20 protein-coding genes and 1 riboswitch are annotated in these 25,312 nt (G+C 51.9%); of the genes, 14 read left to right on the forward strand and 6 right to left on the reverse strand.

Features of this window, described 5'->3' with window-relative positions; genetic code table 11:
- Positions 1–14 precede the first annotated feature (14 nt).
- Genes OQV04_RS09655 through OQV04_RS09670 form a run of 4 tightly spaced genes read left to right on the forward strand, consistent with a single transcriptional unit; the run spans position 15 to position 3,870 of the window.
- On the forward strand, positions 15–335 hold the full coding sequence (locus OQV04_RS09655) for a PTS fructose-like transporter subunit IIB (RefSeq protein ID WP_000161265.1): 321 nt from the start codon (positions 15–17) through the stop codon (positions 333–335).
- A gap of 50 nt (positions 336–385) precedes the next feature.
- Positions 386–2,683, forward strand: coding sequence for a formate C-acetyltransferase (locus tag OQV04_RS09660; RefSeq protein ID WP_032281962.1), 2,298 nt, complete (start codon positions 386–388; stop codon positions 2,681–2,683).
- The gene (locus OQV04_RS09665) at positions 2,649–3,527 is read left to right on the forward strand and encodes a [formate-C-acetyltransferase]-activating enzyme (RefSeq protein WP_032281963.1); all 879 of its coding nucleotides are present in this window, start codon (positions 2,649–2,651) and stop codon (positions 3,525–3,527) included. The genes OQV04_RS09660 and OQV04_RS09665 overlap by 35 nt, the downstream gene beginning before the upstream one ends.
- A 1-nt stretch (position 3,528) precedes the next feature.
- Positions 3,529–3,870 carry a PTS fructose-like transporter subunit IIB gene (locus OQV04_RS09670; RefSeq protein WP_000323846.1) on the forward strand — a complete coding sequence of 114 codons (342 nt, stop codon included), beginning with the start codon at positions 3,529–3,531 and terminating at the stop codon, positions 3,868–3,870.
- Here OQV04_RS09670 and OQV04_RS09675 read toward each other — a convergent pair.
- The 4 genes from OQV04_RS09675 to argE all read right to left on the reverse strand — a co-directional run bounded on the left by OQV04_RS09675 (position 3,857) and on the right by argE (position 11,116).
- Complete coding sequence (locus tag OQV04_RS09675) at positions 3,857–4,708, reverse strand: helix-turn-helix transcriptional regulator (protein ID WP_032281964.1); 852 nt, start codon at positions 4,706–4,708, stop codon at positions 3,857–3,859. The two genes, OQV04_RS09670 and OQV04_RS09675, sit on opposite strands and share 14 nt — an antisense overlap.
- A 214-nt stretch (positions 4,709–4,922) precedes the next feature.
- Positions 4,923–6,656: a phosphoethanolamine transferase CptA gene (locus tag OQV04_RS09680; protein WP_032281965.1), complete on the reverse strand. Its 1,734-nt coding sequence runs from the start codon at positions 6,654–6,656 to the stop codon at positions 4,923–4,925.
- A gap of 182 nt (positions 6,657–6,838) precedes the next feature.
- The gene (gene ppc, locus OQV04_RS09685) at positions 6,839–9,490 is read right to left on the reverse strand and encodes a phosphoenolpyruvate carboxylase (protein WP_001005579.1); all 2,652 of its coding nucleotides are present in this window, start codon (positions 9,488–9,490) and stop codon (positions 6,839–6,841) included.
- Between the two features lie 474 nt (positions 9,491–9,964).
- Positions 9,965–11,116, reverse strand: coding sequence for an acetylornithine deacetylase (gene argE / locus OQV04_RS09690; RefSeq protein WP_032281967.1), 1,152 nt, complete (start codon positions 11,114–11,116; stop codon positions 9,965–9,967).
- Positions 11,117–11,269: 153 nt separating this feature from the next.
- Here argE and argC point away from each other — a divergent pair, with 153 nt between their 5' ends.
- The 4 genes from argC to oxyR all read left to right on the forward strand — a co-directional run bounded on the left by argC (position 11,270) and on the right by oxyR (position 15,677).
- Positions 11,270–12,274, forward strand: coding sequence for an N-acetyl-gamma-glutamyl-phosphate reductase (argC, locus tag OQV04_RS09695; RefSeq protein ID WP_032281968.1), 1,005 nt, complete (start codon positions 11,270–11,272; stop codon positions 12,272–12,274).
- A gap of 7 nt (positions 12,275–12,281) precedes the next feature.
- Complete coding sequence (gene argB / locus OQV04_RS09700) at positions 12,282–13,058, forward strand: acetylglutamate kinase (protein WP_077757435.1); 777 nt, start codon at positions 12,282–12,284, stop codon at positions 13,056–13,058.
- Positions 13,059–13,118: 60 nt separating this feature from the next.
- The gene (gene argH, locus OQV04_RS09705; RefSeq protein WP_001230083.1) at positions 13,119–14,492 is read left to right on the forward strand and encodes an argininosuccinate lyase; all 1,374 of its coding nucleotides are present in this window, start codon (positions 13,119–13,121) and stop codon (positions 14,490–14,492) included.
- A 267-nt stretch (positions 14,493–14,759) separates the two neighbouring features.
- Positions 14,760–15,677, forward strand: a complete 918-nt coding sequence (oxyR, locus tag OQV04_RS09710) for a DNA-binding transcriptional regulator OxyR (RefSeq protein WP_001025939.1) — start codon at positions 14,760–14,762, stop codon at positions 15,675–15,677.
- Here oxyR and sthA read toward each other — a convergent pair.
- Positions 15,660–17,060, reverse strand: coding sequence for a Si-specific NAD(P)(+) transhydrogenase (gene sthA, locus OQV04_RS09715; protein WP_001120810.1), 1,401 nt, complete (start codon positions 17,058–17,060; stop codon positions 15,660–15,662). The genes oxyR and sthA overlap by 18 nt on opposite strands.
- A 329-nt stretch (positions 17,061–17,389) precedes the next feature.
- Between sthA and OQV04_RS09720 the strand changes: the two genes are divergently transcribed.
- From OQV04_RS09720 to OQV04_RS09735, 4 genes are all read left to right on the forward strand, one after another.
- Positions 17,390–18,556: a M20 aminoacylase family protein gene (locus tag OQV04_RS09720; protein WP_000569561.1), complete on the forward strand. Its 1,167-nt coding sequence runs from the start codon at positions 17,390–17,392 to the stop codon at positions 18,554–18,556.
- Positions 18,557–18,598: 42 nt separating this feature from the next.
- Positions 18,599–19,915, forward strand: coding sequence for a citrate-proton symporter (locus OQV04_RS09725; RefSeq protein WP_000125471.1), 1,317 nt, complete (start codon positions 18,599–18,601; stop codon positions 19,913–19,915).
- A gap of 103 nt (positions 19,916–20,018) precedes the next feature.
- A complete protein-coding gene (gene fabR / locus OQV04_RS09730; protein WP_001309117.1) occupies positions 20,019–20,669 on the forward strand; it encodes an HTH-type transcriptional repressor FabR in 651 nt (216 codons plus the stop codon).
- Positions 20,669–21,028 carry a YijD family membrane protein gene (locus OQV04_RS09735; RefSeq protein WP_000806411.1) on the forward strand — a complete coding sequence of 120 codons (360 nt, stop codon included), beginning with the start codon at positions 20,669–20,671 and terminating at the stop codon, positions 21,026–21,028. The genes fabR and OQV04_RS09735 overlap by 1 nt, the downstream gene beginning before the upstream one ends.
- Before the next feature lie 39 nt (positions 21,029–21,067).
- Here OQV04_RS09735 and trmA read toward each other — a convergent pair whose 3' ends face one another.
- On the reverse strand, positions 21,068–22,168 hold the full coding sequence (trmA, locus tag OQV04_RS09740) for a tRNA (uridine(54)-C5)-methyltransferase TrmA (RefSeq protein WP_000187008.1): 1,101 nt from the start codon (positions 22,166–22,168) through the stop codon (positions 21,068–21,070).
- A gap of 113 nt (positions 22,169–22,281) precedes the next feature.
- A riboswitch (cobalamin riboswitch) is annotated at positions 22,282–22,471 on the forward strand.
- A 65-nt stretch (positions 22,472–22,536) separates the two neighbouring features.
- Between trmA and btuB the strand changes: the two genes are divergently transcribed.
- Both btuB and murI read left to right on the forward strand, forming a co-directional pair.
- On the forward strand, positions 22,537–24,420 hold the full coding sequence (gene btuB, locus OQV04_RS09745) for a TonB-dependent vitamin B12 receptor BtuB (protein ID WP_032281970.1): 1,884 nt from the start codon (positions 22,537–22,539) through the stop codon (positions 24,418–24,420).
- Positions 24,365–25,222 (forward strand): glutamate racemase, encoded by an 858-nt coding sequence (murI, locus tag OQV04_RS09750; protein WP_000201819.1) that lies wholly within the window; start codon positions 24,365–24,367, stop codon positions 25,220–25,222. The genes btuB and murI overlap by 56 nt, the downstream gene beginning before the upstream one ends.
- Positions 25,223–25,312: the final 90 nt, after the last annotated feature.

The raw sequence follows: 25,312 nt of genomic DNA on the forward strand, positions 1-25,312 counted from the left end.
TTGAGGAACGAGCCATGACGAAAATTATTGCAGTAACCGCATGTCCTTCAGGTGTTGCCCATACCTATATGGCGGCAGAGGCGCTGGAAAGTGCCGCGAAAGCGAAAGGCTGGGAAGTGAAAGTAGAAACCCAGGGCTCGATTGGTCTGGAAAACGAACTGACTGCGGAAGATGTGGCGAGCGCCGATATGGTGATTCTGACCAAAGATATCGGCATCAAGTTTGAAGAGCGTTTTGCTGGCAAGACCATTGTGCGCGTCAACATCAGCGACGCGGTAAAACGCGCTGACGCCATTATGAGCAAAATTGAAGCTCACCTGGCGCAAACCGCTTAAGTTCTTCTCCCGCTCGCAAGGGCGGGTTCGCTTTCCCACAGGAGTTCCTCATGACGAATCGTATCTCTCGCCTCAAAACTGCACTGTTTGCCAATACCCGTGAAATCTCGCTGGAGCGTGCGCTGCTTTATACCGCCAGCCATCGGCAAACCGAAGGCGAACCGGTGATATTGCGCCGGGCGAAAGCAACAGTGTATATCCTTGAACATGTTGAAATTTCGATTCGTGATGAAGAACTGATTGCCGGTAACCGCACGGTGAAACCACGCGCCGGGATTATGTCGCCGGAAATGGACCCTTACTGGCTGCTGAAAGAGCTGGATCAATTCCCGACGCGTCCGCAGGACCGCTTTGCTATCAGCGAAGAAGATAAACGTATCTACCGCGAAGAGTTGTTCCCGTACTGGGAAAAACGTTCGATGAAAGATTTCATCAACGGGCAGATGACGGATGAAGTAAAAGCCGCGACCAGCACGCAGATTTTCAGCATCAACCAGACGGATAAAGGCCAGGGGCACATTATTATTGATTACCCGCGCCTGCTGAATCACGGGCTGGGTGAGCTGGTAGCGCAAATGCAGCAACATTGTCAGCAACAGCCGGAGAATCACTTTTATCAGGCAGCGCTGTTACTGCTCGAAGCCTCGCAGAAACACATTTTGCGTTACGCCGAACTGGCGGAAACGATGGCGGCAAGCTGCACTGATGCCCAGCGTCGCGAAGAACTGCTGACTATTGCGGAGATCTCCCGCCATAACGCCGAACATAAGCCGCAGACGTTCTGGCAGGCGTGCCAGTTATTCTGGTACATGAACATCATTCTGCAATACGAATCCAACGCCAGTTCGCTATCGTTGGGGCGCTTCGACCAGTATATGTTGCCGTTCTATCAGGCATCATTAACCCAGGGCGAAGATGCGGCGTTCCTGAAAGAACTGCTCGAATCTTTATGGGTGAAATGCAACGACATCGTGCTGTTGCGCTCCACCAGTAGCGCGCGCTATTTCGCAGGTTTCCCGACCGGCTATACCGCACTGCTCGGCGGGTTAACCGAGAACGGACGTAGCGCGGTGAACGTGCTTTCGTTCCTTTGCCTTGACGCTTATCAAAGCGTGCAATTACCGCAACCGAACCTCGGTGTGCGCACTAACGCCTTGATCGACACGCCGTTCCTGATGAAAACCGCAGAAACCATTCGCCTCGGTACCGGTATTCCGCAAATCTTCAACGATGAAGTGGTGGTGCCAGCGTTCCTCAACCGTGGCGTTTCGCTGGAAGATGCGCGCGACTATTCCGTAGTAGGCTGTGTGGAATTATCTATTCCCGGCAGAACCTACGGCTTGCATGACATCGCGATGTTTAATCTGCTGAAAGTGATGGAAATCTGCCTGCATGAAAATGAAGGCAATGCTGCGCTGACTTATGAAGGTTTACTGGAGCAGATCCGCGCCAAGATCAGCCACTACATCACCCTGATGGTTGAGGGCAGCAATATTTGTGATATCGGCCATCGCGACTGGGCACCTGTACCGCTGCTCTCGTCTTTTATCAGCGATTGTCTGGAAAAAGGTCGCGATATTACCGATGGCGGCGCGCGTTATAACTTCTCCGGCGTACAGGGGATCGGTATCGCCAACCTGAGCGATTCTCTCCATGCGTTGAAAGGGATGGTTTTTGATCAACAGCGTTTAAGTTTTGACGAATTGCTGTCGGTATTAAAAGCCAACTTTGCAACGCCAGAAGGCGAAAAAGTCCGCGCTCGCTTAATTAACCGCTTTGAGAAATACGGTAACGATATCGACGAGGTGGATAACATTAGCGCCGAACTGTTGCGCCACTACTGCAAAGAAGTGGAAAAATACCAGAACCCGCGCGGCGGTTACTTCACGCCGGGATCGTATACCGTTTCTGCTCACGTCCCGTTGGGATCGGTGGTTGGCGCGACGCCAGACGGTCGTTTTGCCGGAGAACAGCTGGCAGACGGCGGCTTGTCACCCATGCTGGGCCAGGACGCACAAGGGCCAACAGCGGTACTGAAGTCAGTCAGTAAGCTCGATAACACGCTGCTGTCTAACGGTACGTTGCTGAACGTGAAATTCACTCCGGCGACCCTGGAAGGTGAAGCGGGATTACGCAAACTGGCCGACTTCTTACGAGCGTTTACCCAGCTTAAGTTGCAGCATATTCAGTTTAACGTGGTGAACGCCGACACGTTGCGGGAAGCGCAACAGCGCCCACAAGATTATGCCGGGCTGGTGGTGCGCGTTGCCGGATACAGCGCCTTCTTTGTCGAACTGTCGAAGGAGATCCAGGATGACATCATCCGCCGGACAGCGCATCAGCTGTAACGTTGTGGAAACGCGCCGCAATGATGTGGCGCGCATTTTCAACATTCAGCGTTATTCACTGAATGACGGCGAGGGCATTCGTACGGTGGTCTTTTTTAAAGGCTGTCCACATCTTTGCCCGTGGTGTGCTAATCCGGAGTCGATCTCCGGCAAAATCCAGACGGTACGCAGAGAGGCGAAATGTCTGCACTGTGCGAAATGTTTGCGTGATGCGGATGAATGCCCCTCCGGGGCGTTTGAACGGATTGGTCGCGATATCAGCCTTGACGCGCTGGAACGGGAAGTGATGAAAGATGACATTTTCTTTCGCACGTCCGGCGGCGGCGTCACGCTTTCTGGCGGCGAAGTGTTAATGCAGGCGGAGTTTGCTACCCGTTTTTTACAGCGACTGCGGCTGTGGGGTGTGTCATGTGCCATTGAAACTGCCGGAGACGCACCAGCCAGCAAGCTGTTACCACTGGCGAAATTGTGCGATGAAGTGTTGTTCGATTTAAAAATCATGGATGCGACTCAGGCGCGGGATGTGGTGAAGATGAACCTGCCACGCGTGATGGAGAATCTGCGTTTGCTGGTGAGTGAGGGTGTCAACGTGATCCCGCGTTTACCGCTGATCCCTGGTTTCACGCTCAGCCTGGAGAATATGCAGCAGGCGCTGGATGTACTGATCCCGCTGAAAATCAGGCAGATCCATCTGTTACCGTTTCATCAGTACGGCGAACCGAAATACCGCCTGCTGGGGAAAACATGGTCGATGAAAGAGGTGCCTGCGCCGTCGTCAGCCGATGTGACAACGATGCGCGAAATGGCAGAACGGGCCGGATTTCAGGTTACCGTGGGAGGTTAAAATGGCATACCTGGTGGCAGTAACCGCCTGCGTCAGTGGCGTGGCGCATACTTATATGGCGGCGGAACGGCTGGAAAAGTTGTGCCTGTTAGAGAAGTGGGGAGTCAGCATTGAAACTCAGGGCGCGCTGGGAACGGAGAATCGTTTAGCGGACGAGGATATCCGTCGGGCGGATGTTGCTCTGTTGATTACGGATATCGAGCTTGCCGGTGCCGAGCGATTTGAACATTGCCGCTATGTGCAATGCAGCATCTACGCATTCCTGCGTGAGCCGCAGCGGGTAATGAGCGCGGTGCGCAAAGTGCTTTCTGCGCCGCAGCAAACCCATCTTATTCTGGAGTAGTCGGTTTTTCTGTCAGTTGGCTGTGGTACTGCCGGCGATATTCCGACGGCGAGCGTTCGGTGTTTTTACGAAACAGACGGCAGAAGTAGTTGCTGTCGACAAAGCCGCAGGCGTGCGCCACTTCTTTTACCTTCAGGTCATAGCCTTTCAATAACGTCTTAGCGTGCTCCAGTCGCGTGTGATTCAGGTATTCGTTAAAACCAATGGCCCCCGTTTTTTGAAACAGGTGCGAGAGATAGTTTGGTGAAATATAGAATGCCTGTGCGACAGATTCGCGGGTAAGCGCGGAGGCATAGCGTTCGTCGATATAATCGCGAATAGCTTCGAATAGTGCCTGGCTGCGTGAGGCGGTCTGGATTTGGCTGCCAAGCAAATCGCAGCAGTGGCTAAGCAGGCTGGCGACGATAAGCCTTGCCGTTTGCTGCTCCTGCGGCTGCATTTGCATTTCATTGAGCGTTTGTAGCAGAAAAGAACCTATGCGTGGGCCGCGTCGGGCGACGTGTTGCTTCGCCAGATTTTGATATTGTTTGCCATCCCATTGCACGACGCTGAAGCCGAGTTGCTGTTTGCCAAACAGCACGCTAAAGGTAGTAGCGGGGGCTTGCCATTGTGGAAAATTCCAGCCACCAGCGGCAACGTACAGCACATCGCCGGGAACTAACGTTGCTCCAGCGCCGGTATCAACAAACTCACCTTCCAGCACAATTTCCAGCCGTGGAAAATCGACCTGATACGCAAGATCGGGCACCGGGCCGTTACTGCTGGCAAAGTAAATCTGGCGCAGGGACAGCGGGCCGTTGATCAGGCGGGAGAGCAGATAGCTGACGTCGTGATACATGTTATTCCCTTAGGTATGTAGACAGGAAAACAGTAACTGGCATTATTAAAAAAGGCCACCTGAAAAGTGTGGCCTGAGGGGAGTTCGATGTAAACATTGCGGCAGTTGTATTGCCGGATGTGGCGTAAACGCCTTATCCAGTCTACCGCCGCGATCTGTAGGCCGGATAAGACGCGTCAAGCGTCGCATCCGGCAAATAGCGCCTGGCTGATAATTACTGATTACCTACCTGGTCGCCATACGGCAGCGTGTCGTAATCGATCAGCGCGTTTTTCTTGTACGGGTTACCAATCCAGCGGGTAGTTTCTTTGAACTGCGGATTCACCACTGAACGGGTTGGATCGTAACCGTCGTAAGATAAGCCTGCTAAATCTGACCAGGTGTGGATCAGTTCCGCAAGGCTGTATTTACGATCAACATCCTGCGAGAAATCACGCGGATGAGTCGCTTGCCATTTTTCTGACGTCCACAGCAGGAACGGAATGGTGTACATATGACGCGTCGGGTTGTCCTCATTACGCCCCTGGGTTTTATGAGGCGGCGTGTCGTAAACCTCTTCACCGTGGTCAGAGAAGTAAACCAGGAAACCGTTCGGGTCTGCTGCTTTAAAGTCTTTAATCAGGCTGGCAACCACATGATCGTTATACAGGTTAGCGTTGTCATAATCGTTATATGACTCCAGCTCTTCCGCGTTTAATCCCGGCGGAACATGATCGGTATTGCCATCAAACTTGCCCTGATTTTCCGGGTAGCGGTATTTGTATTTGATATGCGTCCCCAGCAGATGAACGATGATCAGTTTCTTCGGCGCAGGGTCATTCAGCACTTCCTGGAACGGCTTCAGCACGTTGGTGTCGTATTCACGCGCACTCTGCGTACGTTGCTGGTTCATGTAGTACTGCTTGTCGGTCTGGCGCGAAAATACCGTCAGCATGGTATTGCGAGCGGTCATCGTCTGCTGGTTGGTGATCCAGAAGGTTTTATAACCCGCCTGTTTCATCATGTTCATCAGCGACGGCTGCGTCAGATACAGATCCGGGTTCTTTTCATTGGCAAAGGTCAGCGCCTGTTGCAGGATTTCAATGGTGTACGGACGAGACGTAACTACGTTATTAAACACGGTCAGATTCGGATCGGTTTTATGCAGCGCATCCAGCTCCGGCGTGGTTTCACGCGGATAACCGTACAGACTCATGCGTCCACGCTGGGTCGACTCGCCAATCACTAGCACTAAGGTGCGCGGTTCGTTACCCGATTTATCTTTGAAATTAGCCAGCGGCGGCAAGGCATTATTTTCATTCAGTAGCTTTGTTAGCGAGTTTAGTTGCTGACGATACTGATAATAGCCGGTCAGGAATTGCCACGGTGCGGCAGGCTCCATACGCGAGGCCAGGTTATCCAACGTTTTCTCAAACGGCTTGTTTTTGATAAACGTATTCATGGCGATCGGATGCAGAATCAAGCCATAAAGCAGGGCAAAAGAGACAACATAACGCCACGGCTTTGGAATATAGACCGGACGCAGGCGTGTCCACAGCAGAACTGCCACCGCCGTATAGGCCAGCGCGATAAGCACAATTTTCAGGCTGAAATACTGGCTTAAATACTCGCTGGCTTCGTTGGTGTTGGTTTCGAACATCACAAACAGAACGCTCTGCGAGAACTCCTGACCGTAGATGACGTAGTAGCACAGCGCCGCCAGAGAGGCCGCCCATAGCACCACGCCGATCACTGCGGCAATAATTTTGATCCGCTTCGGAAAGAGGAATACCGGAATTAACCACAGCGAGCTGAATAACAGCGAGTCGCGAATGCCGTTGGTGCCACTATAACCACTGATGTAAATAATGGCCTGTAGCAGAGTAGAGAAAAACCAAAAGTAGAGCAGTGCCCAACCCAGGGCTTTCCAGCTAAAAAGAGGTTTAGCCTGGACTTCTGTGGAATGCATAGTAAGAACCTGTCTTGAAAAAAATATCGCCGAATGTACCGACAATTCCTTAAGGATATCTGAAGGGATATCCAGAATTTGAATAAAATGCAGACAGAAATATATTGAAAACGAGGGTGTTAGAACAGAAGTATTTCAGAAAACCCTCGCGCAAAAGCACGAGGGTTTGCAGGAGAGGAAGATTAGCCGGTATTACGCATACCTGCCGCAATCCCGGCAATAGTGACCATTAACGCCTGCTCGACGCGAGGATCCGGTTCCTGGCCTTCTTTTTCTGCCTGGCGGGAGCGGTGCAGCAACTCGGCTTGCAATACGTTCAGCGGGTCGGTGTAAATATTCCGTAGCTGAATAGACTCTGCAATCCACGGCAGATCGGCCATCAGATGGGAATCGTTGGCAATCGCCAGCACCACTTTGATGTCTTCTTCTTGCAGATTGCGTAACTCTTTACCTAACGGCCACAGTGCTTTGTCTACCAAGCGTTGGTCATAGTATTCCGCCAGCCACAGGTCTGCTTTGGCGAAGACCATCTCCAGCATGCCGAGACGCGTCGAGAAGAATGGCCAATCGCGGCACATAGCCTCCAGCTCGCTCTGTTTGCCATCTTCGACCACTTTTTGCAGCGCCGTACCTGCACCCAGCCAGGCGGGGAGCATCAGACGGTTTTGCGTCCAGGCGAAGATCCACGGAATGGCGCGTAGTGACTCGACGCCGCCGGTTGGGCGACGTTTCGCCGGACGTGAACCCAACGGCAGTTTGCCCAGTTCCTGTTCCGGCGTAGCGGAGCGGAAGTAAGGCACAAAATCTTTGTTTTCACGTACGTAGCCACGGTAGAGATCGCAGGAGATGACTGATAGTTCATCCATAATGCGACGCCAGCTCTCTTTCGGCTCAGGTGGTGGCAGCAGGTTGGCTTCCAGAATCGCCCCGGTGTAAAGCGACAGGCTGCTGACGGTGATTTCTGGCAGACCATATTTAAAGCGGATCATCTCGCCCTGTTCAGTCACGCGCAGGCCACCTTTCAGGCTTCCTGGCGGTTGTGACAGCAGCGCCGCATGAGCAGGTGCGCCGCCGCGACCAATGGAACCGCCGCGACCGTGGAACAACGTCAGCTCAATACCCGCTTTTTCGCAGGTTTTGATTAATGCATCCTGTGCCTGATATTGCGCCCAGGACGCTGCCATCACGCCCGCATCTTTTGCTGAGTCGGAATAGCCAATCATCACCATCTGTTTGCCCTGAATCAGGCCGCGATACCAGTCGATATTCAGCAACTGAGTCATGACATCGTTGGCGTTGTTCAGGTCATCGAGAGTTTCAAACAGCGGAGCAACCGGCATCGCAAACCCGATACCCGCTTCTTTCAGCAGCAGGTGGACAGCCAGCACATCGGACGGCGTTTTCGCCATCGAGATCACGTAGGCGGCAATGGAGCCTTGCGGTGCTTCGGCAATCACCTGGCAGGTATCGAGCACTTCGCGCGTTTCGGCGCTTGGTTGCCAGTTGCGCGGCAGAAGCGGACGTTTGGAGTTCAGTTCGCGGATCAGGAACGCCTGTTTGTCGGCCTCTGACCAGCTTTCGTAGTCGCCGATACCGAGGTAGCGGGTCAGCTCGCCCAGCGCTTCGGTATGACGCGTGCTCTCCTGACGGATATCAATACGGACCAGCGGTACGCCGAAACATTTCACGCGGCGCAGGGTGTCGAGCAGATCGCCGTTGGCGATAATACCCATGCCACACGCCTGAAGTGACTGGTAGCAAGCGTAGAGCGGTTCCCACAGTTCTTCGTTTTGTGTCAGCAGGCCTTCTGGTTTTGGCAGTTCTTCGCCTTTCAGGCGCGCTTCCAGCCATGCCTGTGTCGCCATCAGGCGAGAACGCAGGTTTTTCATCAGATAGCGATACGGTTCTGCGGCACCTTCTTCGCCAACCAGCGCCAGCAGTTCAGGGGTCGCTTCAACCATCGACAGTTCAGAAACCAGCACCTGAATATCTTTCAGGAACAGATCGGTGGCTTTCCAACGGCTGAGCAGCAGGACGTGGCGGGTGATATCGGCAGTGACGTTCGGGTTGCCGTCGCGGTCACCGCCCATCCACGAGGTAAAACGTACCGGAACAAATTCGACGGGCAGTTTGTAGCCGAGGTTCTCTTCCAGTTGTTCGTTCAGTTCGCGCAGGTAATTCGGTACGCCTTGCCACAGGCTGTTTTCTACTACGGCAAAGCCCCATTTGGCTTCATCTACCGGGCTTGGACGCAGCTTACGGATTTCATCGGTATGCCATGACTGGGCGATCAACTGGCGCAGGCGACGCATCAGCTGGTTGTGTTCGTAGTCAGCGATATCTTTGTTATCGAGCTGTTTTAAGCAGGCGTTCACTTCCACCATTTTGTGGATCAGTGTACGACGGGTAATTTCGGTTGGGTGAGCCGTGAGGACCAGTTCCAGCGACAGCGATTCCACTGCTTTTTTGATGGTGTCTTCGCTCAGTTCCGGCTGGTTTTTCAGTTTGCGCAGGGTGCGGGCGATCACTTCCGGGTTGCTGGCAGCTTCGCCTTTCGGCGAAATGCTGTGGTATTGCTCGGCGGTGTTGGCCAGGTTCAGGAACTGACTAAACGCACGCGCAACGGGCAGCAGCTCGTCGTTCGACAAATTTTGTAAGGTGGTGAGCAACTCCTGGCGGTTAGCATCATTGCCAGCGCGTGAAGATTTCGACAACTTACGGATAGTTTCTACGCGTTCAAGAATGTGTTCTCCCAACGCATCCTTGATGGTTTCTCCCAGCACTTTGCCGAGCATACTGACATTACTACGCAATGCGGAATATTGTTCGTTCATATTACCCCAGACACCCCATCTTATCGTTTGATAGCCCTGTATCCTTCACGTCGCATTGGCGCGAATATGCTCGGGCTTTGCTTTTCGTCGTCTTTTATAAAGCCACGTAAAAGCGGTGACGTCAAATGCTGCGAAATCGCTTCAGCAAACGAATAAATAGCAGGAATTTACGTCATTAAATTCACGACGCTTTAAATAAGCGTAACTTATGGGAATGTTAAAAAATCGCCTCAATTAACACCAAAGGTGTAGGTCGGATAAGATGCGCAAGCATCGCATCCGACATTATTGCGGCACTGGAGTTTGGCAACAGTGCCGGATGCGGCGCGAGCGCCTTATCCGGCCTACGGTTGGGCATCGTTTGAGTCACTGTAGGTCGGATAAGATGCGCAAGCATCGCATCCGACATTATTGCGGCACTGGAGTTTGACAACAGTGCCGGATGCGGCGCGAGCGCCTTATCCGGCCTACGTTTTAATGCCAGCAAAAATGGTGAATCACCTGGGTGATCAGTTCGCGGGTGGGCTTGATAAACCTCGTCTCCAGATATTCATCAGGCTGATGGGCTTGATTGATTGAACCCGGCCCCAGAACCAGCGTCGGGCATAACGTTTGAATAAACGGCGCTTCGGTACAGTAATTCACCACTTCGGTCTTTGCTCCGAGCAATTTCTCAACCACTTCAACCAGTTGATGATTCGGTGGGCATTCATAGCCAGGGATCGGCGGATGCAGCTCGTCGACCGTCAGACGACCCGGCCAGCGTTCGCTCACCGGAGCCAATGCATCGTTGAGCAAACCATTAAGTTCATTGAGTGTCATGCCAGGCAGCGGACGAATATCCATATGCAACTCACAGCAAGCGCAAATACGGTTAGAAGCGTCGCCACCGTGAATATGCCCGAGGTTGAGCGTAGGGTATGGCACGGTAAACGCGTCGTAGTGATAACGTTCTTTCAGGTTATCGCGCAATTGCAAAATATGCCCGATAGCGTCGTGCATTAGTTCGATAGCGTTAACTCCGCGTGCTGGATCGCTGGAGTGCCCCGACTGGCCCTGAATACGGATGGCGTTAGAGATATGACCTTTATGTGCGCGTACCGGTTGTAGTGACGTCGGTTCGCCAATGATGGCGCAATCCGGGCGCAGGGCAGTAGTTTCGGCAAAATAACGCGCTCCGGCCATACTGGTTTCTTCATCAGCAGTCGCCAGAATGTAGAGCGGTTTTTTCAGTTTCGTGACGTCGACATCGCGTAGCGCATCAAGGATAAATGCAAAAAAGCCTTTCATGTCGGCGGTGCCTAAGCCGTAAAGCTTGCCGTCATGCTCCGTCAGTGTAAACGGATCGCGCGTCCAGCGACCGTCATCAAATGGCACCGTATCGGTATGCCCCGCCAGCAACAAGCCGCCAGCCCCCTGTCCGGTACTTGCCAGCATATTGAATTTGTTGCGAGTTCCTGGCACAGGCTGCACTTCCACATTGAAGCCTAAATTTTTAAACCAGTCCGCCAGCAGAGTGATTAAATCTGCATTGCTTTGATCGAGTGCCTCTTCCGTGGCGCTTATTGAAGGTGTGGCAATCAGAGCACGGTAAATCTCGATAAATGGCGGTAATTTGTTTTTCATTGTTGACACACCTCTGGTCATGATAGTATCAATATTCATGCACTATTTATGAATAAAAATACACTAACGTTGAGCGTAATAAAACCCACCAGCCGTAAGGTGAATGTTTTACGTTTAACCTGGCAACCAGACATAAGAAGGTGAATAGCCCCGATGTTGAATACGCTGATTGTGGGTGCCAGCGGCTACGCTGGCGCAGAGCTAGTGACCTATGTAAATCGCCATCCGCATATGAACATAACCGCTTTGACTGTTTCAGCGCAAAGCAATGATGCGGGAAAGTTAATCTCCGATTTGCATCCGCAGCTAAAAGGCATCGTTGATCTGCCGTTGCAGCCGATGTCGGATATCAGCGAGTTTAGCCCAGGGGTGGACGTGGTGTTTCTCGCCACCGCCCATGAAGTTAGTCACGATTTAGCGCCGCAGTTTCTTGAAGCGGGCTGCGTGGTGTTCGACCTTTCCGGCGCGTTTCGTGTTAACGACGCCACCTTCTATGAAAAATATTACGGCTTTACCCATCAATACCCGGAACTGCTGGAACAGGCAGCCTACGGTCTGGCGGAGTGGTGCGGTAATAAATTAAAAGAAGCGAATTTGATTGCGGTGCCAGGCTGTTATCCGACGGCAGCACAGTTGGCGCTGAAACCGTTGATTGATGCCGATCTTCTTGACCTCAATCAGTGGCCGGTGATCAACGCCACCAGCGGCGTGAGCGGTGCAGGACGTAAGGCAGCGATTTCAAATAGTTTTTGTGAAGTTAGCCTGCAACCGTATGGCGTCTTTACCCATCGCCATCAACCAGAGATCGCCACACACCTCGGTGCTGACGTTATCTTCACCCCGCATCTGGGCAATTTCCCGCGCGGCATTCTCGAAACCATTACCTGCCGCCTGAAACCGGGTGTGACCCAGGCGCAAGTGGCGCAAGCGTTACAGCAGGCGTATGCCCATAAACCGCTGGTGCGGCTGTATGACAAAGGCGTTCCGGCGCTGAAAAATGTTGTTGGGCTGCCATTTTGCGATATCGGGTTTGCCGTTCAGGGCGAACATCTGATTATTGTGGCGACCGAAGACAACTTACTGAAAGGCGCGACGGCACAAGCGGTACAGTGCGCCAATATTCGTTTCGGCTATGCGGAAACGCAGTCTCTTATTTAAGGGTGCAATGATGAATCCATTAATTATCAAACTGGGTGGCGTACTGCTGGATAGTGAAGAGGCGCTGGAACGTCTGTTTAGCGCACTGGTGAATTATCGTGAGTCACATCAGCGTCCGCTGGTGATTGTCCACGGCGGCGGTTGCGTGGTGGATGAGCTGATGAAAGGACTGAATCTGCCGGTGAAAAAGAAAAACGGCCTGCGGGTAACGCCTGCTGATCAGATTGACATTATCACCGGAGCACTGGCGGGAACGGCAAATAAAACCCTGTTGGCATGGGCGAAGAAACATCAGATTGCGGCCGTAGGTTTGTTTCTCGGTGACGGCGACAGCGTCAAAGTGACCCAGCTTGATGAAGAGTTAGGCCATGTTGGACTGGCGCAGCCAGGTTCGCCTAAGCTTATCAACACCTTGCTGGAGAACGGTTATCTGCCGGTGGTCAGCTCCATTGGCGTAACAGACGAAGGGCAACTGATGAACGTCAATGCCGACCAGGCGGCAACAGCGCTGGCGGCAACGCTGGGCGCGGATCTGATTTTGCTCTCCGACGTCAGTGGCATTCTCGACGGCAAAGGGCAACGCATTACCGAAATGACCGCCGCGAAAGCAGAACAACTGATTGAGCAGGGCATTATTACTGACGGCATGATAGTGAAAGTGAACGCGGCGCTGGATGCTGCGCGCACGCTGGGCCGCCCTGTGGATATCGCCTCCTGGCGTCATGCGGAGCAGCTTCCGGCACTGTTTAACGGTATGCCGATGGGTACGCGGATTTTAGCTTAAGTTTTGTTGGCCGGAGGCGCAGCTTTCCGGCATTGAATTTCAAAATAAGGAAACAGAGTTATGGCACTTTGGGGCGGGCGTTTTACCCAGGCAGCAGATCAACGGTTCAAACAATTCAACGACTCACTGCGCTTTGATTACCGTCTGGCGGAGCAGGATATTGTTGGCTCTGTGGCCTGGTCCAAAGCCCTGGTAACGGTCGGCGTGTTAACCGCAGAAGAGCAGGCGCAACTGGAAGAGGCGCTGAACGTGCTGCTGGAAGATGTTCGCGCCAGGCCACAACAAATCCTTGAAAGCGACGCCGAAGATATCCATAGCTGGGTGGAAGGGAAACTGATCGACAAAGTGGGCCAGTTAGGCAAAAAGCTGCATACCGGGCGTAGTCGTAACGATCAGGTAGCGACTGACCTGAAACTGTGGTGCAAAGATACCGTTAGCGAGTTACTGACGGCTAACCGACAGCTGCAATCGGCGCTGGTGGAAACCGCACAAAACAATCAGGACGCGGTCATGCCAGGTTACACTCACCTGCAACGCGCCCAGCCGGTGACGTTCGCGCACTGGTGCCTGGCCTATGTTGAGATGCTAGCGCGTGATGAAAGCCGTTTGCAGGATGCGCTTAAGCGTCTGGATGTCAGCCCATTAGGCTGTGGCGCGCTGGCGGGAACGGCCTATGAAATCGACCGTGAACAGTTAGCAGGCTGGCTGGGCTTTGCTTCGGCGACCCGTAACAGTCTCGACAGCGTTTCTGACCGTGACCACGTGCTGGAACTGCTGTCGGCTGCCGCAATCGGCATGGTGCATCTTTCGCGTTTTGCTGAAGATCTGATTTTCTTTAACACCGGCGAAGCGGGGTTTGTCGAGCTTTCTGACCGCGTGACTTCCGGTTCATCATTAATGCCGCAGAAGAAAAACCCGGATGCGCTGGAGCTGATTCGCGGTAAATGCGGTCGGGTGCAGGGCGCGTTAACCGGCATGATGATGACGCTGAAAGGTTTGCCGCTGGCTTACAACAAAGATATGCAGGAAGACAAAGAAGGTCTGTTCGACGCGCTCGATACCTGGCTGGACTGCCTGCATATGGCGGCGCTGGTGCTGGACGGTATTCAGGTGAAACGTCCACGTTGCCAGGAAGCGGCTCAGCAGGGTTACGCCAACGCCACCGAACTGGCGGATTACCTGGTGGCGAAAGGCGTACCTTTCCGCGAGGCGCACCATATCGTGGGTGAAGCGGTGGTGGAAGCCATTCGTCAGGGCAAACCGCTGGAAGATCTGCCGCTCGACGAGTTGCAGAAATTCAGCCCGGTGATTGGCGAAGATGTCTATCCGATTTTGTCGCTGCAATCGTGCCTCGACAAGCGTGCGGCAAAAGGCGGCGTCTCACCGCAGCAGGTGGCCCAGGCGATTGCTTTTGCGCAGGCGCGGTTGGGGTAAGAACATTTATATGTACAAATTTGAGCCTGGCTTATCGCCGGGCTTTTTTATGGCAAAAAAAAAGCGGATCCTGGAGATCCGCAAAAGTTCACGTTGGCTTTAGTTATTCGAGTTGAGAAACTCTCGAAACGGGCAGTGACTTCAAGGGTTAAAAGAGGTGCCGCTCCGTTTCTGTGAGCAATTATCAGTCAGAATGCTTGATAGGGATAATCGTTCATTGCTATTCTACCTATCGCCATGAACTATCGTGGCGATGGAGGATGGATAATGAATATTCGTGATCTTGAGTACCTGGTGGCATTGGCTGAACACCGCCATTTTCGGCGTGCGGCAGATTCCTGCCACGTTAGCCAGCCGACGCTTAGCGGGCAAATTCGTAAGCTGGAAGATGAGCTGGGCGTGATGTTGCTGGAGCGGACCAGCCGTAAAGTGTTGTTCACCCAGGCGGGAATGCTGCTGGTGGATCAGGCGCGTACCGTGCTGCGTGAGGTGAAAGTCCTTAAAGAGATGGCAAGCCAGCAGGGCGAGACGATGTCCGGACCGCTGCATATTGGTTTGATTCCCACGGTTGGACCGTACCTGCTACCGCATATTATCCCGATGCTGCACCAGACCTTTCCAAAGCTGGAAATGTATCTGCATGAAGCACAGACCCACCAGTTACTGGCGCAACTGGACAGTGGCAAACTCGATTGCGTGATCCTCGCGCTGGTGAAAGAGAGCGAAGCATTCATTGAAGTGCCGTTGTTTGATGAGCCAATGTTGCTGGCTATCTATGAAGATCACCCGTGGGCGAACCGCGAATGCGTACCGATGGCCGATCTGGCAGGGGAAAAACTGCTGATGCTGGAAGATGGTCACTGTTTGCGCGATCAGGCAATGGGTTTCTGTTTTGAAGCCGGGGCGGATGAAGATACACACTTCCGCGCGACCAGCCTGGAAACTCTGCGCAACATGGTGGCAGCAGGTAGCGGGATCACTTTACTGCCTGCGCTGGCTGTGCCGCCGGAGCGCAAACGCGATGGGGTTGTTTATCTGCCGTGCATTAAGCCGGAACCACGCCGCACTATTGGCCTGGTTTATCGTCCTGGCTCACCGCTGCGCAGCCGCTATGAGCAGCTGGCAGAGGCCATCCGCGCAAGAATGGATGGCCATTTCGATAAAGTGTTAAAACAGGCGGTTTAAACCGTTTAACGCAGCTACCCGATAGGCTTCCGCCATCGTCGGGTAGTTAAAGGTGGTGTTGACGAAGTACTCAATAGTGTTGCCGCCACCTTTCTGTTCCATAATCGCCTGACCGATATGAATAATTTCGGCAGCGCGCTCGCCAAAGCAGTGAATGCCCAGAATCTCTTTTGTTTCCCGATGGAACAAAATTTTCAGCGTGCCCACGTTCATGCCGACGATTTGTGCACGTGCCAGATGTTTGAACTGGGCGCGGCCCACTTCATATGGCACTTTCATCGCGGTCAGCTGCTGTTCGGTTTTGCCCACAGAGCTGATTTCCGGGATGGTGTAAATGCCGGTAGGGATATCTTCAATCAGATGCGCGGTGGCTTCGCCTTTTACCAGCGCCTGCGCGGCAATGCGCCCCTGGTCATAGGCCGCTGATGCCAGGCTCGGATAACCAATCACGTCGCCCACCGCGTAAACGTGCGGCTGTGCGGTCTGATACATGCTGTTGACCTTCAGCTGTCCGCGACTGTCAGTTTCCAGCCCAATGTTCTGTAATGCCAGCGAATCGGTATTACCGGTGCGGCCGTTGGCATAGAGCAGACAGTCGGCTTTCAGTTTTTTACCCGACTTCAGATGCATGATTACACCGTCGTCACAGCCTTCGATCTTCTCGTACTCTTCGTTGTGACGAATCACTACGCCACTGTTCCAGAAGTGATAGGAGAGAGAATCTGACATCTCTTGATCGAGAAATGCCAGCAGGCGATCGCGGGTGTTGATCAGATCCACTTTTACATCCATACCGCGGAAGATCGACGCATATTCACAGCCGATCACTCCAGCACCATAGATAAGTACATGGCGCGGTTCGTGGTGCATGCTGAGAATTGAGTCGCTGTCGTAAATGCGTGGATGGGTGAAATCAACATCTGTTGGATGATATGGACGAGAGCCGCAGGCAATAACAAATTTTTCAGCGGTTAGTGTTTCAACGCTGCCGTCCGGGCAATCCAGCGCCAACGTATGCTCGTCAACAAAGCGAGCGTTCCCCTGCAATATTTCACAGTGATTACGTTCGTAAAATCCCTGACGCATGCGCGTTTGTTGATTAATCACGTTATCGGCATGGTTAAGGATATCGGCAAAAGAAGAGCGGAGCAGTCGGGAATGGTCGCTGTATAGTGGGTTTTGATTGAATTCTATAATGCGGCTGACGGCGTGACGGAGAGCTTTCGACGGGATGGTGCCCCAGTGGGTGCAACCGCCGCCAACATTTTGATAACGCTCGATAACTGCGACGCGCGCACCTTGCTTAACCAGGCCCATTGCAGCGCCTTCGCCGCCGGGGCCGGAACCTATTACTATGGCATCGTAATCGTAGGAATGTGGCATGGTAGGGCTTACCTGTTCTTATACATAAAAGCAACAGAATGGTAACATTTTATCGCGGGTAAGCCAATTGATCCCCGTCATTAATCTGGCTATAGCGTGAGCGGCCTTTGCTTTGTCTGCCTCCTTCTTAACCCATTTATTCACTATTAATCGCTTTTTATTATGGCTGATAGTTTTATCTTGCCGAAGCGTGCTTTTTTGTTATTGTCTTTATGAAATCTTCTTATAAAACAAACATATAAATATTTTATATTGATGGGTTATTTGTATTTATACCATCAATAAAATCCGTTAATTAGCCTGTTTATAAGTGAATAAAGGAATAGCCGATGATCGAACACTATATTCGAGGGTTTGAGGAAGAACTGCGTGAGATCCGCCATCAGATCCACGAAAACCCGGAGCTGGGATTACAAGAATTTAAAACCAGTGCTTTGGTTGCGGAAAAGCTGCGTCAGTGGGGCTATGAAGTAGAGCAAGGACTGGCGACGACGGGGATAGTGGCCACGTTAAAAGTGGGCGACGGAGAGAAAAGTATTGGCCTGCGGGCGGATATGGATGCGCTGCCGATTTATGAAAATAGTGGCAAGCCCTGGGCCAGTAAACATCCTGGTTTAATGCACGCCTGCGGGCATGACGGGCATACCACCATACTGCTGGGGGCCGCGCGTTATTTTGCCGAAACCCGCCGTTTTAACGGCACGTTACGTCTTATCTTCCAGCCTGCGGAAGAGATGATTAATGGCGGTGAGATCATGGTTAAAGAGGGGCTTTTTGATCATTTCCCCTGCGATGTCATTTTCGGCATGCATAACATGCCCGGTCTGCCGGTGGGTAAGTTTTATTTCCAGCCAGGGGCACTGATGGCGTCAATGGATCAGTTCCATATTACGGTTCGTGGTTGTGGCGGACACGGTGCGATCCCGCACAAAGCCATCGATCCGGTGCTGGTTGCCGCACATATCACCACCGCATTACAAAGCATTGTGTCGCGCAATGTCGATCCGCTGGAAGCGGCGGTAATTACCGTCGGCAGCATTGTTGCGGGTGAGGCGGCTAACGTCATTCCTGACAGTGCTGAGATGAAAATCAGCGTCCGCTCTCTTAGCCGCGATACCCGACAACTTCTTCTGACCCGTATTCCTGCTCTGGCACAAGCCCAGGCTGCCAGCTTTGGTGCTACGGCTGAGGTTACGCATGTTAACGGTACACCGGTATTAGTGAATGACGAGGAGATGGCGCGCTTCGCCTGGCAGGTGGCGTGTAAAACGTTTGGTGAAGAGCGGGCCGAGTTTGGCATCAAGCCTCTGATGGGCAGTGAAGATTTCTCTTTCATGCTGGAAGCTCAACCCAAAGGCGGTTTCCTGTTATTCGGTAATGGCGATGTCGGGGAAGGTTCCTGCATGGTGCATAACCCGGGTTACGACTTCAACGATGCAAGTCTGGTCCCGGCAAGCAGCTACTGGGGCGCACTGGTAGAAGCCTGGCTGCAATAAATAAAACAACACACAACAACACTTTTTGGCAAGGAACATGGAATGACGGCGATCGTAAATGAAACCGTGAGTGTGAAGAAAAAGCCCAGCGGCAGGCGGGTGATTTTTGCCTCGGCGTTTGGCAATGCGCTCGAATTTTTTGATTTTGGCGTTTACAACTTTTTTGTGGTCTATATCAGCACGCTATTTTTTCCGCCCAGTGCAGATAAAAACGTCGCGCTACTGCTGGCGTTTGCCACTTTCGGCGTGAGCTTTTTTATGCGCCCGCTCGGCGGCATTATTGTGGGGGCCTGGGCCGATCGTTTCGGACGCAAACCCGCGATGGTGTTCACCATTGCGCTGATGAGTCTTGGTACACTGATGATCGGCATCGCACCGACGTATGAAACGGCGGGCTATTGGGGAACCGCGACGCTGGTGCTAGCGCGTCTAATTCAGGGCGTTGCGGCAGGAGGCGAAGTCGGTGCCTCAATGTCTTTGTTGGTTGAATCAGCTCCGGCAAATCGTCGCGGTTTTTACAGCAGTTGGTCACTGGCGACTCAAGGCCTGGCAACAACTTTTGGAGGTGTTGTCGCTTTAGGTTTAAGTGCATGGCTGCCCTTTGCGACCGGTTCAGAAACCGTCATGGCTGAATGGGGGTGGCGTGTGCCGTTTTTTATTGGCGTGTTATTAGCGCCTGTCGGCTGTTGGTTGCGTTTGAGTCTGGAAAATGATGTTCCTGAGCCAGCACATAATAAGAAGGCCGCAGCCAGCGAAAGCGCCTTCTCCTTACTTATGCAACATAAAGCGACTATCGCTAACGGTATCTTGCTCGCTATTGGTAGTACAGTCGCAACCTATATCTCCCTCTTTTATTACGGTACATGGGCGGCGAAGTATTTAGGAATGAACCAAAACTATTCTCATGCAGCGATGTTACTGGCGGGCGTTATTACGTTTGTGGGTGCGCTGCTGGTGGGGATGTTGTGCGATTCGGTCGGGCGTAAAAAGCTGATTTTAATCTCCCGTGTGATGGTGCTGATCTGTAGCTGGCCGTCATTCTGGCTGTTGGTGAATTACCCAAGCCCTGGCATGTTGCTGACGGTGGTTTTCGTGATGGTCAGCTTTACCACGCTTGGCGGTGTGCCAGTGATGTTGTTGATCTCTGAACTGTTGCCGAAACGGATTCGGGCATTGGGTTTTGCGCTGGTTTATAGCATTGGTGTGGCAATCTTTGGCGGTTTTGCTCAATATTTCGCTACGCAATCCATCGTGTTGCTGGATAGTTTGACGGCTCCGGCGTGGTATCTGGGTGGAGGCACGTTGCTGTCGATGTTGGCGTTGTTGTACGTAAAAGAACCGGCCAAAGAATTGCAGTAAATATGTTTTATTGCGTTACCGTTCATTCACAATACTGGAGCAATCCAGTATGTTCATTCTCTGGTATAGTGCCAGCAGTACTTTTGGCAAGGATTCAGACATCGTGATGGGCGTAAGAGCGCAACAAAAAGAAAAAACCCGCCGTTCGCTGGTGGAAGCCGCATTTAGCCAATTAAGTGCTGAACGCAGCTTCGCCAGCTTGAGTTTGCGTGAAGTGGCGCGTGAAGCGGGCATTGCTCCCACCTCTTTTTATCGGCATTTCCGCGACGTAGACGAACTGGGTCTGACCATGGTTGATGAGAGCGGTTTAATGCTACGCCAACTCATGCGCCAGGCGCGTCAGCGTATCGCCAAAGGCGGGAGTGTGATCCGCACCTCGGTCTCCACATTTATGGAGTTCATCGGTAATAATCCTAACGCCTTCCGGTTATTATTGCGGGAACGCTCCGGCACCTCCGCTGCGTTTCGTGCCGCCGTTGCGCGTGAAATTCAGCACTTCATTGCGGAACTTGCGGACTATCTGGAACTCGAAAACCATATGCCGCGTGCGTTTACTGAAGCGCAAGCCGAAGCAATGGTGACAATTGTCTTCAGTGCGGGTGCCGAGGCGTTGGACGTCGGCGTCGAACAACGTCGGCAATTAGAAGAGCGACTGGTACTGCAACTGCGAATGATTTCGAAAGGGGCTTATTACTGGTATCGCCGTGAACAAGAGAAAACCGCAATTATTCCGGGAAATGTGAAGGACGAGTAATGAAACAAGCAAATCAAGATAGAGGTACGCTGCTGCTGGCGTTGGTTGCTGGCTTATCGATTAATGGTACTTTTGCAGCGCTGTTTAGCTCCATTGTGCCATTTTCTGTATTCCCGATTATTTCCCTGGTGCTGACGGTTTACTGCCTGCATCAACGTTATCTTAATCGCACTATGCCGGTAGGCTTGCCGGGTCTGGCAGCTGCCTGTTTTATTCTCGGCGTACTGCTGTACAGCACGGTAGTTCGTGCGGAATATCCGGATATCGGCTCTAACTTCTTCCCGGCAGTACTCTCCGTCATTATGGTGTTCTGGATTGGCGCGAAGATGCGTAACCGTAAGCAGGAAGTTGCTGAGTAATCGGTATCATGCCGGATGCTGGCGCATCCGGCATGGGTTTTACTTCGCGGTCAGTAATACGCCGCACTCCATATGGTGCGTGTAGGGGAACTGATCAAACAGAGCCAGACGTTCGACCTTGTGCGTCTGGCTTAATGTTTCCAGATTTTTGCATAACGTTTCCGGATTGCAGGAGATATACAGAATACGTGGATACGCCTGCACCATTTTCTCGGTTTCACTGTCCAGACCGCTGCGCGGTGGGTCGACAAAAATGGTTTCGCACTGATAACTCTTTAAGTCGATCCCTTGCAGGCGGTTAAACTCGCGCACGCCATTCATCGCCTGAGTAAATTCTTCTGCCGCCATACGAATAATTTGTACGTTATCAATATGGTTAGCGGCAATATTGTATTGCGCGGCAGCGACTGACGGCTTGGCGATTTCGGTGGCTAATACCCGATCAAAATTGCGCGCCAGGGCTAATGAGAAGTTACCGTTGCCGCAGTACAGCTCCAGTAAATCGCCTTTTGAGCCTTTGGTTACGTCCAGCGCCCATTCCAGCATCTGAATATTCATCGCCGCGTTCGGCTGGGTAAAGCTGTTTTCTACCTGACGGTAGATCATCTCTTTCCCTGCGACCGGCAGACGTTCGTCGATGTAATCTTGATCCAGCGCGATTTTGGTTTTCGTTGCCCGACCAATCAGATGCACATTCAGATTCTGTGCTCGCAGTGCATCGCGCAGGGCTTCCGCTTCCTGACGCCACTCATCATCCAGCTTTTTATGGTACAGCAGGGAAACCACCGCCTGGTTACTCAGCGTGGTGAGGTAATCAATCTGGAACAACTTGTGGCGCAGAACGGGATTATTACGCACACCCGCAATCATCGCCGTCATCAACTGGTTGATGAGTTCACTGGCGGCGGGGAAGCTATCCACGCGGATACGGCTTTTGGTTTGTTGATCGAAAATGATGTGATACAGGTCATCGCCATCGTGCCAGATGCGGAACTCCGCACGCATCCGGTAATGACTGACCGGCGAGCGAAACACTTCCGGAACCAGGTCAGAAAACGGTGCCATCATACTTTGCAAACGTACCACTTTTTCGGCTAACTGCGCTTCATACTGTTCTGTTGGAAGGTGTTCGGGGGTCATGATGTATCCTGAAAAATTAAAGTACGCGGCGATTGTAGGGATTGCTCATCAGATGTCCAGATCTTGATGAATTCCTATTTGTGAGCTACGTCTGGACAGTAACTTGTTACAACCTGTAGCATCCACTTGCCGGTCCTGTGAGTTAATAGGGAATCCAGTGCGAATCTGGAGCTGACGCGCAGCGGTAAGGAAAGGTGCGATGATTGCGTTATGCGGACACTGCCATTCGGTGGGAAGTCATCATCTCTTAGTATCTTAGATACCCCTCCAAGCCCGAAGACCTGCCGGCCAACGTCGCATCTGGTTCTCATCATCGCGTAATATTGATGAAACCTGCGGCATCCTTCTTCTATTGTGGATGCTTTACAATGATTAAAAAAGCTTCGCTGCTGACGGCGTGTTCTGTCACAGCCTTTTCCGCTTGGGCACAGGATACCAGCCCGGATACTCTCGTCGTTACTGCTAACCGTTTTCAGCAGCCAGTAAATACTGTCCTTGCACCTACTGATATTGTTACCCGTGAGGATATTCAACGCTGGCAGTCGAAAGACCTCAACGATATTATGAGTCATCTCCCCGGTGTAAATATCTCTCAAACTGGTGGAATGGGGACGAGTTCTTCTCTTTATGTTCGTGGCACTGAATCGCGCCATGTTTTAGTGTTGATTGACGGTGTGCCGATGGCTCGTGCCGGTATCGACAATGCAATTGATATTAGCCAGTTCCCGGTATCACTTGTACAGCGTGTTGAATATATTCGTGGGCCGCGTTCTGCCGTTTATGGTTCTGGTGCCATCGGAGGTGTGGTGAACATTATTACAATGAGTAATGATGAGAAAGCTCAGATCAACGCAGGAATGGGTACAAATGGTTATCAAGCCTATGATGGGGTAATAAATAAACGTTTTGGCGATACGATGGTAACAGTAGCAGGTGCTTACCAGACGACCAAAGGTTTTAACATTCAGCCTGGCTCACCATACAGTGGTGATAGCGATCGCGATGGATATCGCAACAAACTTTTCTGGGGGGGGCTGCAGCATAAGTTTAATGATAACTTCTCGGGGTTCTTCCGTGGTTACAGCTACACAGCTAATAATGATTACGACCAGGGCTCGATGTATGGTTCTGCTACTGGCAACGAAGAAGCTCAGAATTACAACCAGTCCTGGGATACTGGCCTACGCTATAACTCCGGCATCTATTCGTCTCAGTTAATTGCTAACTATCAACGACTCAAGAATTATAACTACACAAATAATCTTGGTCGTTATGCGGGAGATGCCACCCTGGATGACATGGAACAGCGTTATATTCAGTGGGGTAATAGCATTGAGGTAGGGCATGGTGCAATTAGCGGCGGGATCGATTGGAAACAGGAAAAACTGACGTCCAGCAGCATTACAAAATCAGATGATTACGAACGCGATACCACCGGGTTATACCTGACTGGACAGCAACAGATTTCCAATGTGACTTTGGAAGCTTCTGGCCGAGAAGATCATGATGAACAGTTTGGCTGGCATGGTACCTGGCAGACAGCTGCTGGCTGGGAGTTTATTGATGGCTACCAGGCAACACTTTCTTACGGTACCAGTTTTCTTTCGCCTTCTCTTGGACAGCAATACGGGGCTGCTCGCTTTGCTTCAATTTATGGTCCTGGTATTGCAGCCAACCCAAATTTGAAGCCAGAAGAATCTAAACAGTGGGAGATTGGAATTGAGGGGGTAACTGGGACTCTGGATTGGCGGCTCTCAGGATATCGTTATGAAATTCAGAACCTGATTGATTATAAAAGCATAAATAATGTCAACCAGTACATTAATGTGAAATCAGCCACGATTAAAGGGCTGGAATGGACGGGAAATATTACAACCGGTCCTGTTGAACATCGCTTGACGTTACAATATGTTGACCCGCGCGATGATGAAACAGATAAAGTGCTGTACCGTCGGGCAAAACAGCAGGTTAAGTACGAGTTGACTGGACAAGCTTATGGTTTCGAATGGGACGTTTCTTACCAATATATAGGTCAACGATACGACAACGCTTATGACGAGACCTCTGGCTCATCACATACAGTTAAATTAGGCGGTGTGAGCTTGTGGGATCTTGCGGTTGCGTATCCGGTCACCTCTCACCTGACAGTTCGTGGTAAAATAGCCAACCTGTTCGACAAAGATTATGAGACAGTCTATGGCTACCAAACTGCAGGACGGGAATACACCTTGTCTGGCAGCTACACCTTCTGAACCACGTCCCACCGTGCTGGTGTTTGACTCCGGCGTCGGTGGGTTGTCGGTCTATGACGAGATCCGGCATCTCTTACCGGATCTCCATTACATTTATGCTTTCGATAACGTCGCTTTCCCGTATGGCGAAAAAAGCGAAGCGTTTATTGTTGAGCGAGTGGTGGCAATTGTCACCGCGGTGCAAGAACGTTATCCCCTTGCGCTGGCTGTGGTCGCTTGCAACACTGCCAGTACCGTTTCACTTCCTGCATTACGCGAAAAGTTCGACTTCCCGGTTGTTGGTGTCGTGCCGGCGATTAAACCTGCTGCACGTCTGACGGCAAATGGCATTGTCGGATTACTGGCAACCCGCGGAACAGTTAAACGTTCTTATACTCATGAGCTGATCGCGCGTTTCGCTAATGAATGCCAGATAGAAATGCTGGGCTCGGCAGAGATGGTTGAGTTGGCTGAAGCGAAGCTGCATGGCGAAGATGTTTCTCTGGATGCACTAAAACGTATCCTACGCCCGTGGTTAAGAATGAAAGAGCCGCCAGATACCGTTGTATTGGGTTGCACCCATTTCCCTCTACTACAAGAAGAACTGTTACAAGTGCTGCCAGAGGGAACCCGGCTGGTGGATTCTGGCGCAGCGATTGCTCGCCGAACGGCTTGGTTGTTAGAACATGAAGCCCCGGATGCAAAATCTGCCGATGCGAATATTGCCTTTTGTATGGCAATGACGCCAGAAGCTGAACAATTATTGCCCGTTTTACAGCGTTACGGCTTCGAAACGCTCGAAAAACTGGCAGTTTTAGGCTGATTTGGTTGAATGTTGCGCGGTCGGAAAATTATTTTAAATTTCCTCTTGTCAGGCCGGAATAACTCCCTATAATGCGCCACCACTGACACG

It is taken from the genome of Escherichia sp. Lx600-2 (assembly GCF_036662595.1).
In the GTDB taxonomy this organism is placed as follows: domain Bacteria; phylum Pseudomonadota; class Gammaproteobacteria; order Enterobacterales; family Enterobacteriaceae; genus Escherichia; species Escherichia coli.

Excerpts from the sequence above, each read along its gene's own strand:
- OQV04_RS09655 (WP_000161265.1), top strand. The coding sequence starts at position 15 with ATGACGAAAATTATTGCAGTAACCGCATGTCCTTCAGGTGTTGCCCAT.
- OQV04_RS09660 (WP_032281962.1), top strand. The coding sequence starts at position 386 with ATGACGAATCGTATCTCTCGCCTCAAAACTGCACTGTTTGCCAATACC.
- OQV04_RS09665 (WP_032281963.1), top strand. The coding sequence starts at position 2,649 with ATGACATCATCCGCCGGACAGCGCATCAGCTGTAACGTTGTGGAAACG.
- OQV04_RS09670 (WP_000323846.1), top strand. The coding sequence starts at position 3,529 with ATGGCATACCTGGTGGCAGTAACCGCCTGCGTCAGTGGCGTGGCGCAT.
- OQV04_RS09675 (WP_032281964.1), bottom strand. The coding sequence starts at position 4,708 with ATGTATCACGACGTCAGCTATCTGCTCTCCCGCCTGATCAACGGCCCG.
- OQV04_RS09680 (WP_032281965.1), bottom strand. The coding sequence starts at position 6,656 with ATGCATTCCACAGAAGTCCAGGCTAAACCTCTTTTTAGCTGGAAAGCC.
- ppc (WP_001005579.1), bottom strand. The coding sequence starts at position 9,490 with ATGAACGAACAATATTCCGCATTGCGTAGTAATGTCAGTATGCTCGGC.
- argE (WP_032281967.1), bottom strand. The coding sequence starts at position 11,116 with ATGAAAAACAAATTACCGCCATTTATCGAGATTTACCGTGCTCTGATT.
- argC (WP_032281968.1), top strand. The coding sequence starts at position 11,270 with ATGTTGAATACGCTGATTGTGGGTGCCAGCGGCTACGCTGGCGCAGAG.
- argB (WP_077757435.1), top strand. The coding sequence starts at position 12,282 with ATGATGAATCCATTAATTATCAAACTGGGTGGCGTACTGCTGGATAGT.
- argH (WP_001230083.1), top strand. The coding sequence starts at position 13,119 with ATGGCACTTTGGGGCGGGCGTTTTACCCAGGCAGCAGATCAACGGTTC.
- oxyR (WP_001025939.1), top strand. The coding sequence starts at position 14,760 with ATGAATATTCGTGATCTTGAGTACCTGGTGGCATTGGCTGAACACCGC.
- sthA (WP_001120810.1), bottom strand. The coding sequence starts at position 17,060 with ATGCCACATTCCTACGATTACGATGCCATAGTAATAGGTTCCGGCCCC.
- OQV04_RS09720 (WP_000569561.1), top strand. The coding sequence starts at position 17,390 with ATGATCGAACACTATATTCGAGGGTTTGAGGAAGAACTGCGTGAGATC.
- OQV04_RS09725 (WP_000125471.1), top strand. The coding sequence starts at position 18,599 with ATGACGGCGATCGTAAATGAAACCGTGAGTGTGAAGAAAAAGCCCAGC.
- OQV04_RS09735 (WP_000806411.1), top strand. The coding sequence starts at position 20,669 with ATGAAACAAGCAAATCAAGATAGAGGTACGCTGCTGCTGGCGTTGGTT.
- trmA (WP_000187008.1), bottom strand. The coding sequence starts at position 22,168 with ATGACCCCCGAACACCTTCCAACAGAACAGTATGAAGCGCAGTTAGCC.
- btuB (WP_032281970.1), top strand. The coding sequence starts at position 22,537 with ATGATTAAAAAAGCTTCGCTGCTGACGGCGTGTTCTGTCACAGCCTTT.
- murI (WP_000201819.1), top strand. The coding sequence starts at position 24,365 with ATGGCTACCAAACTGCAGGACGGGAATACACCTTGTCTGGCAGCTACA.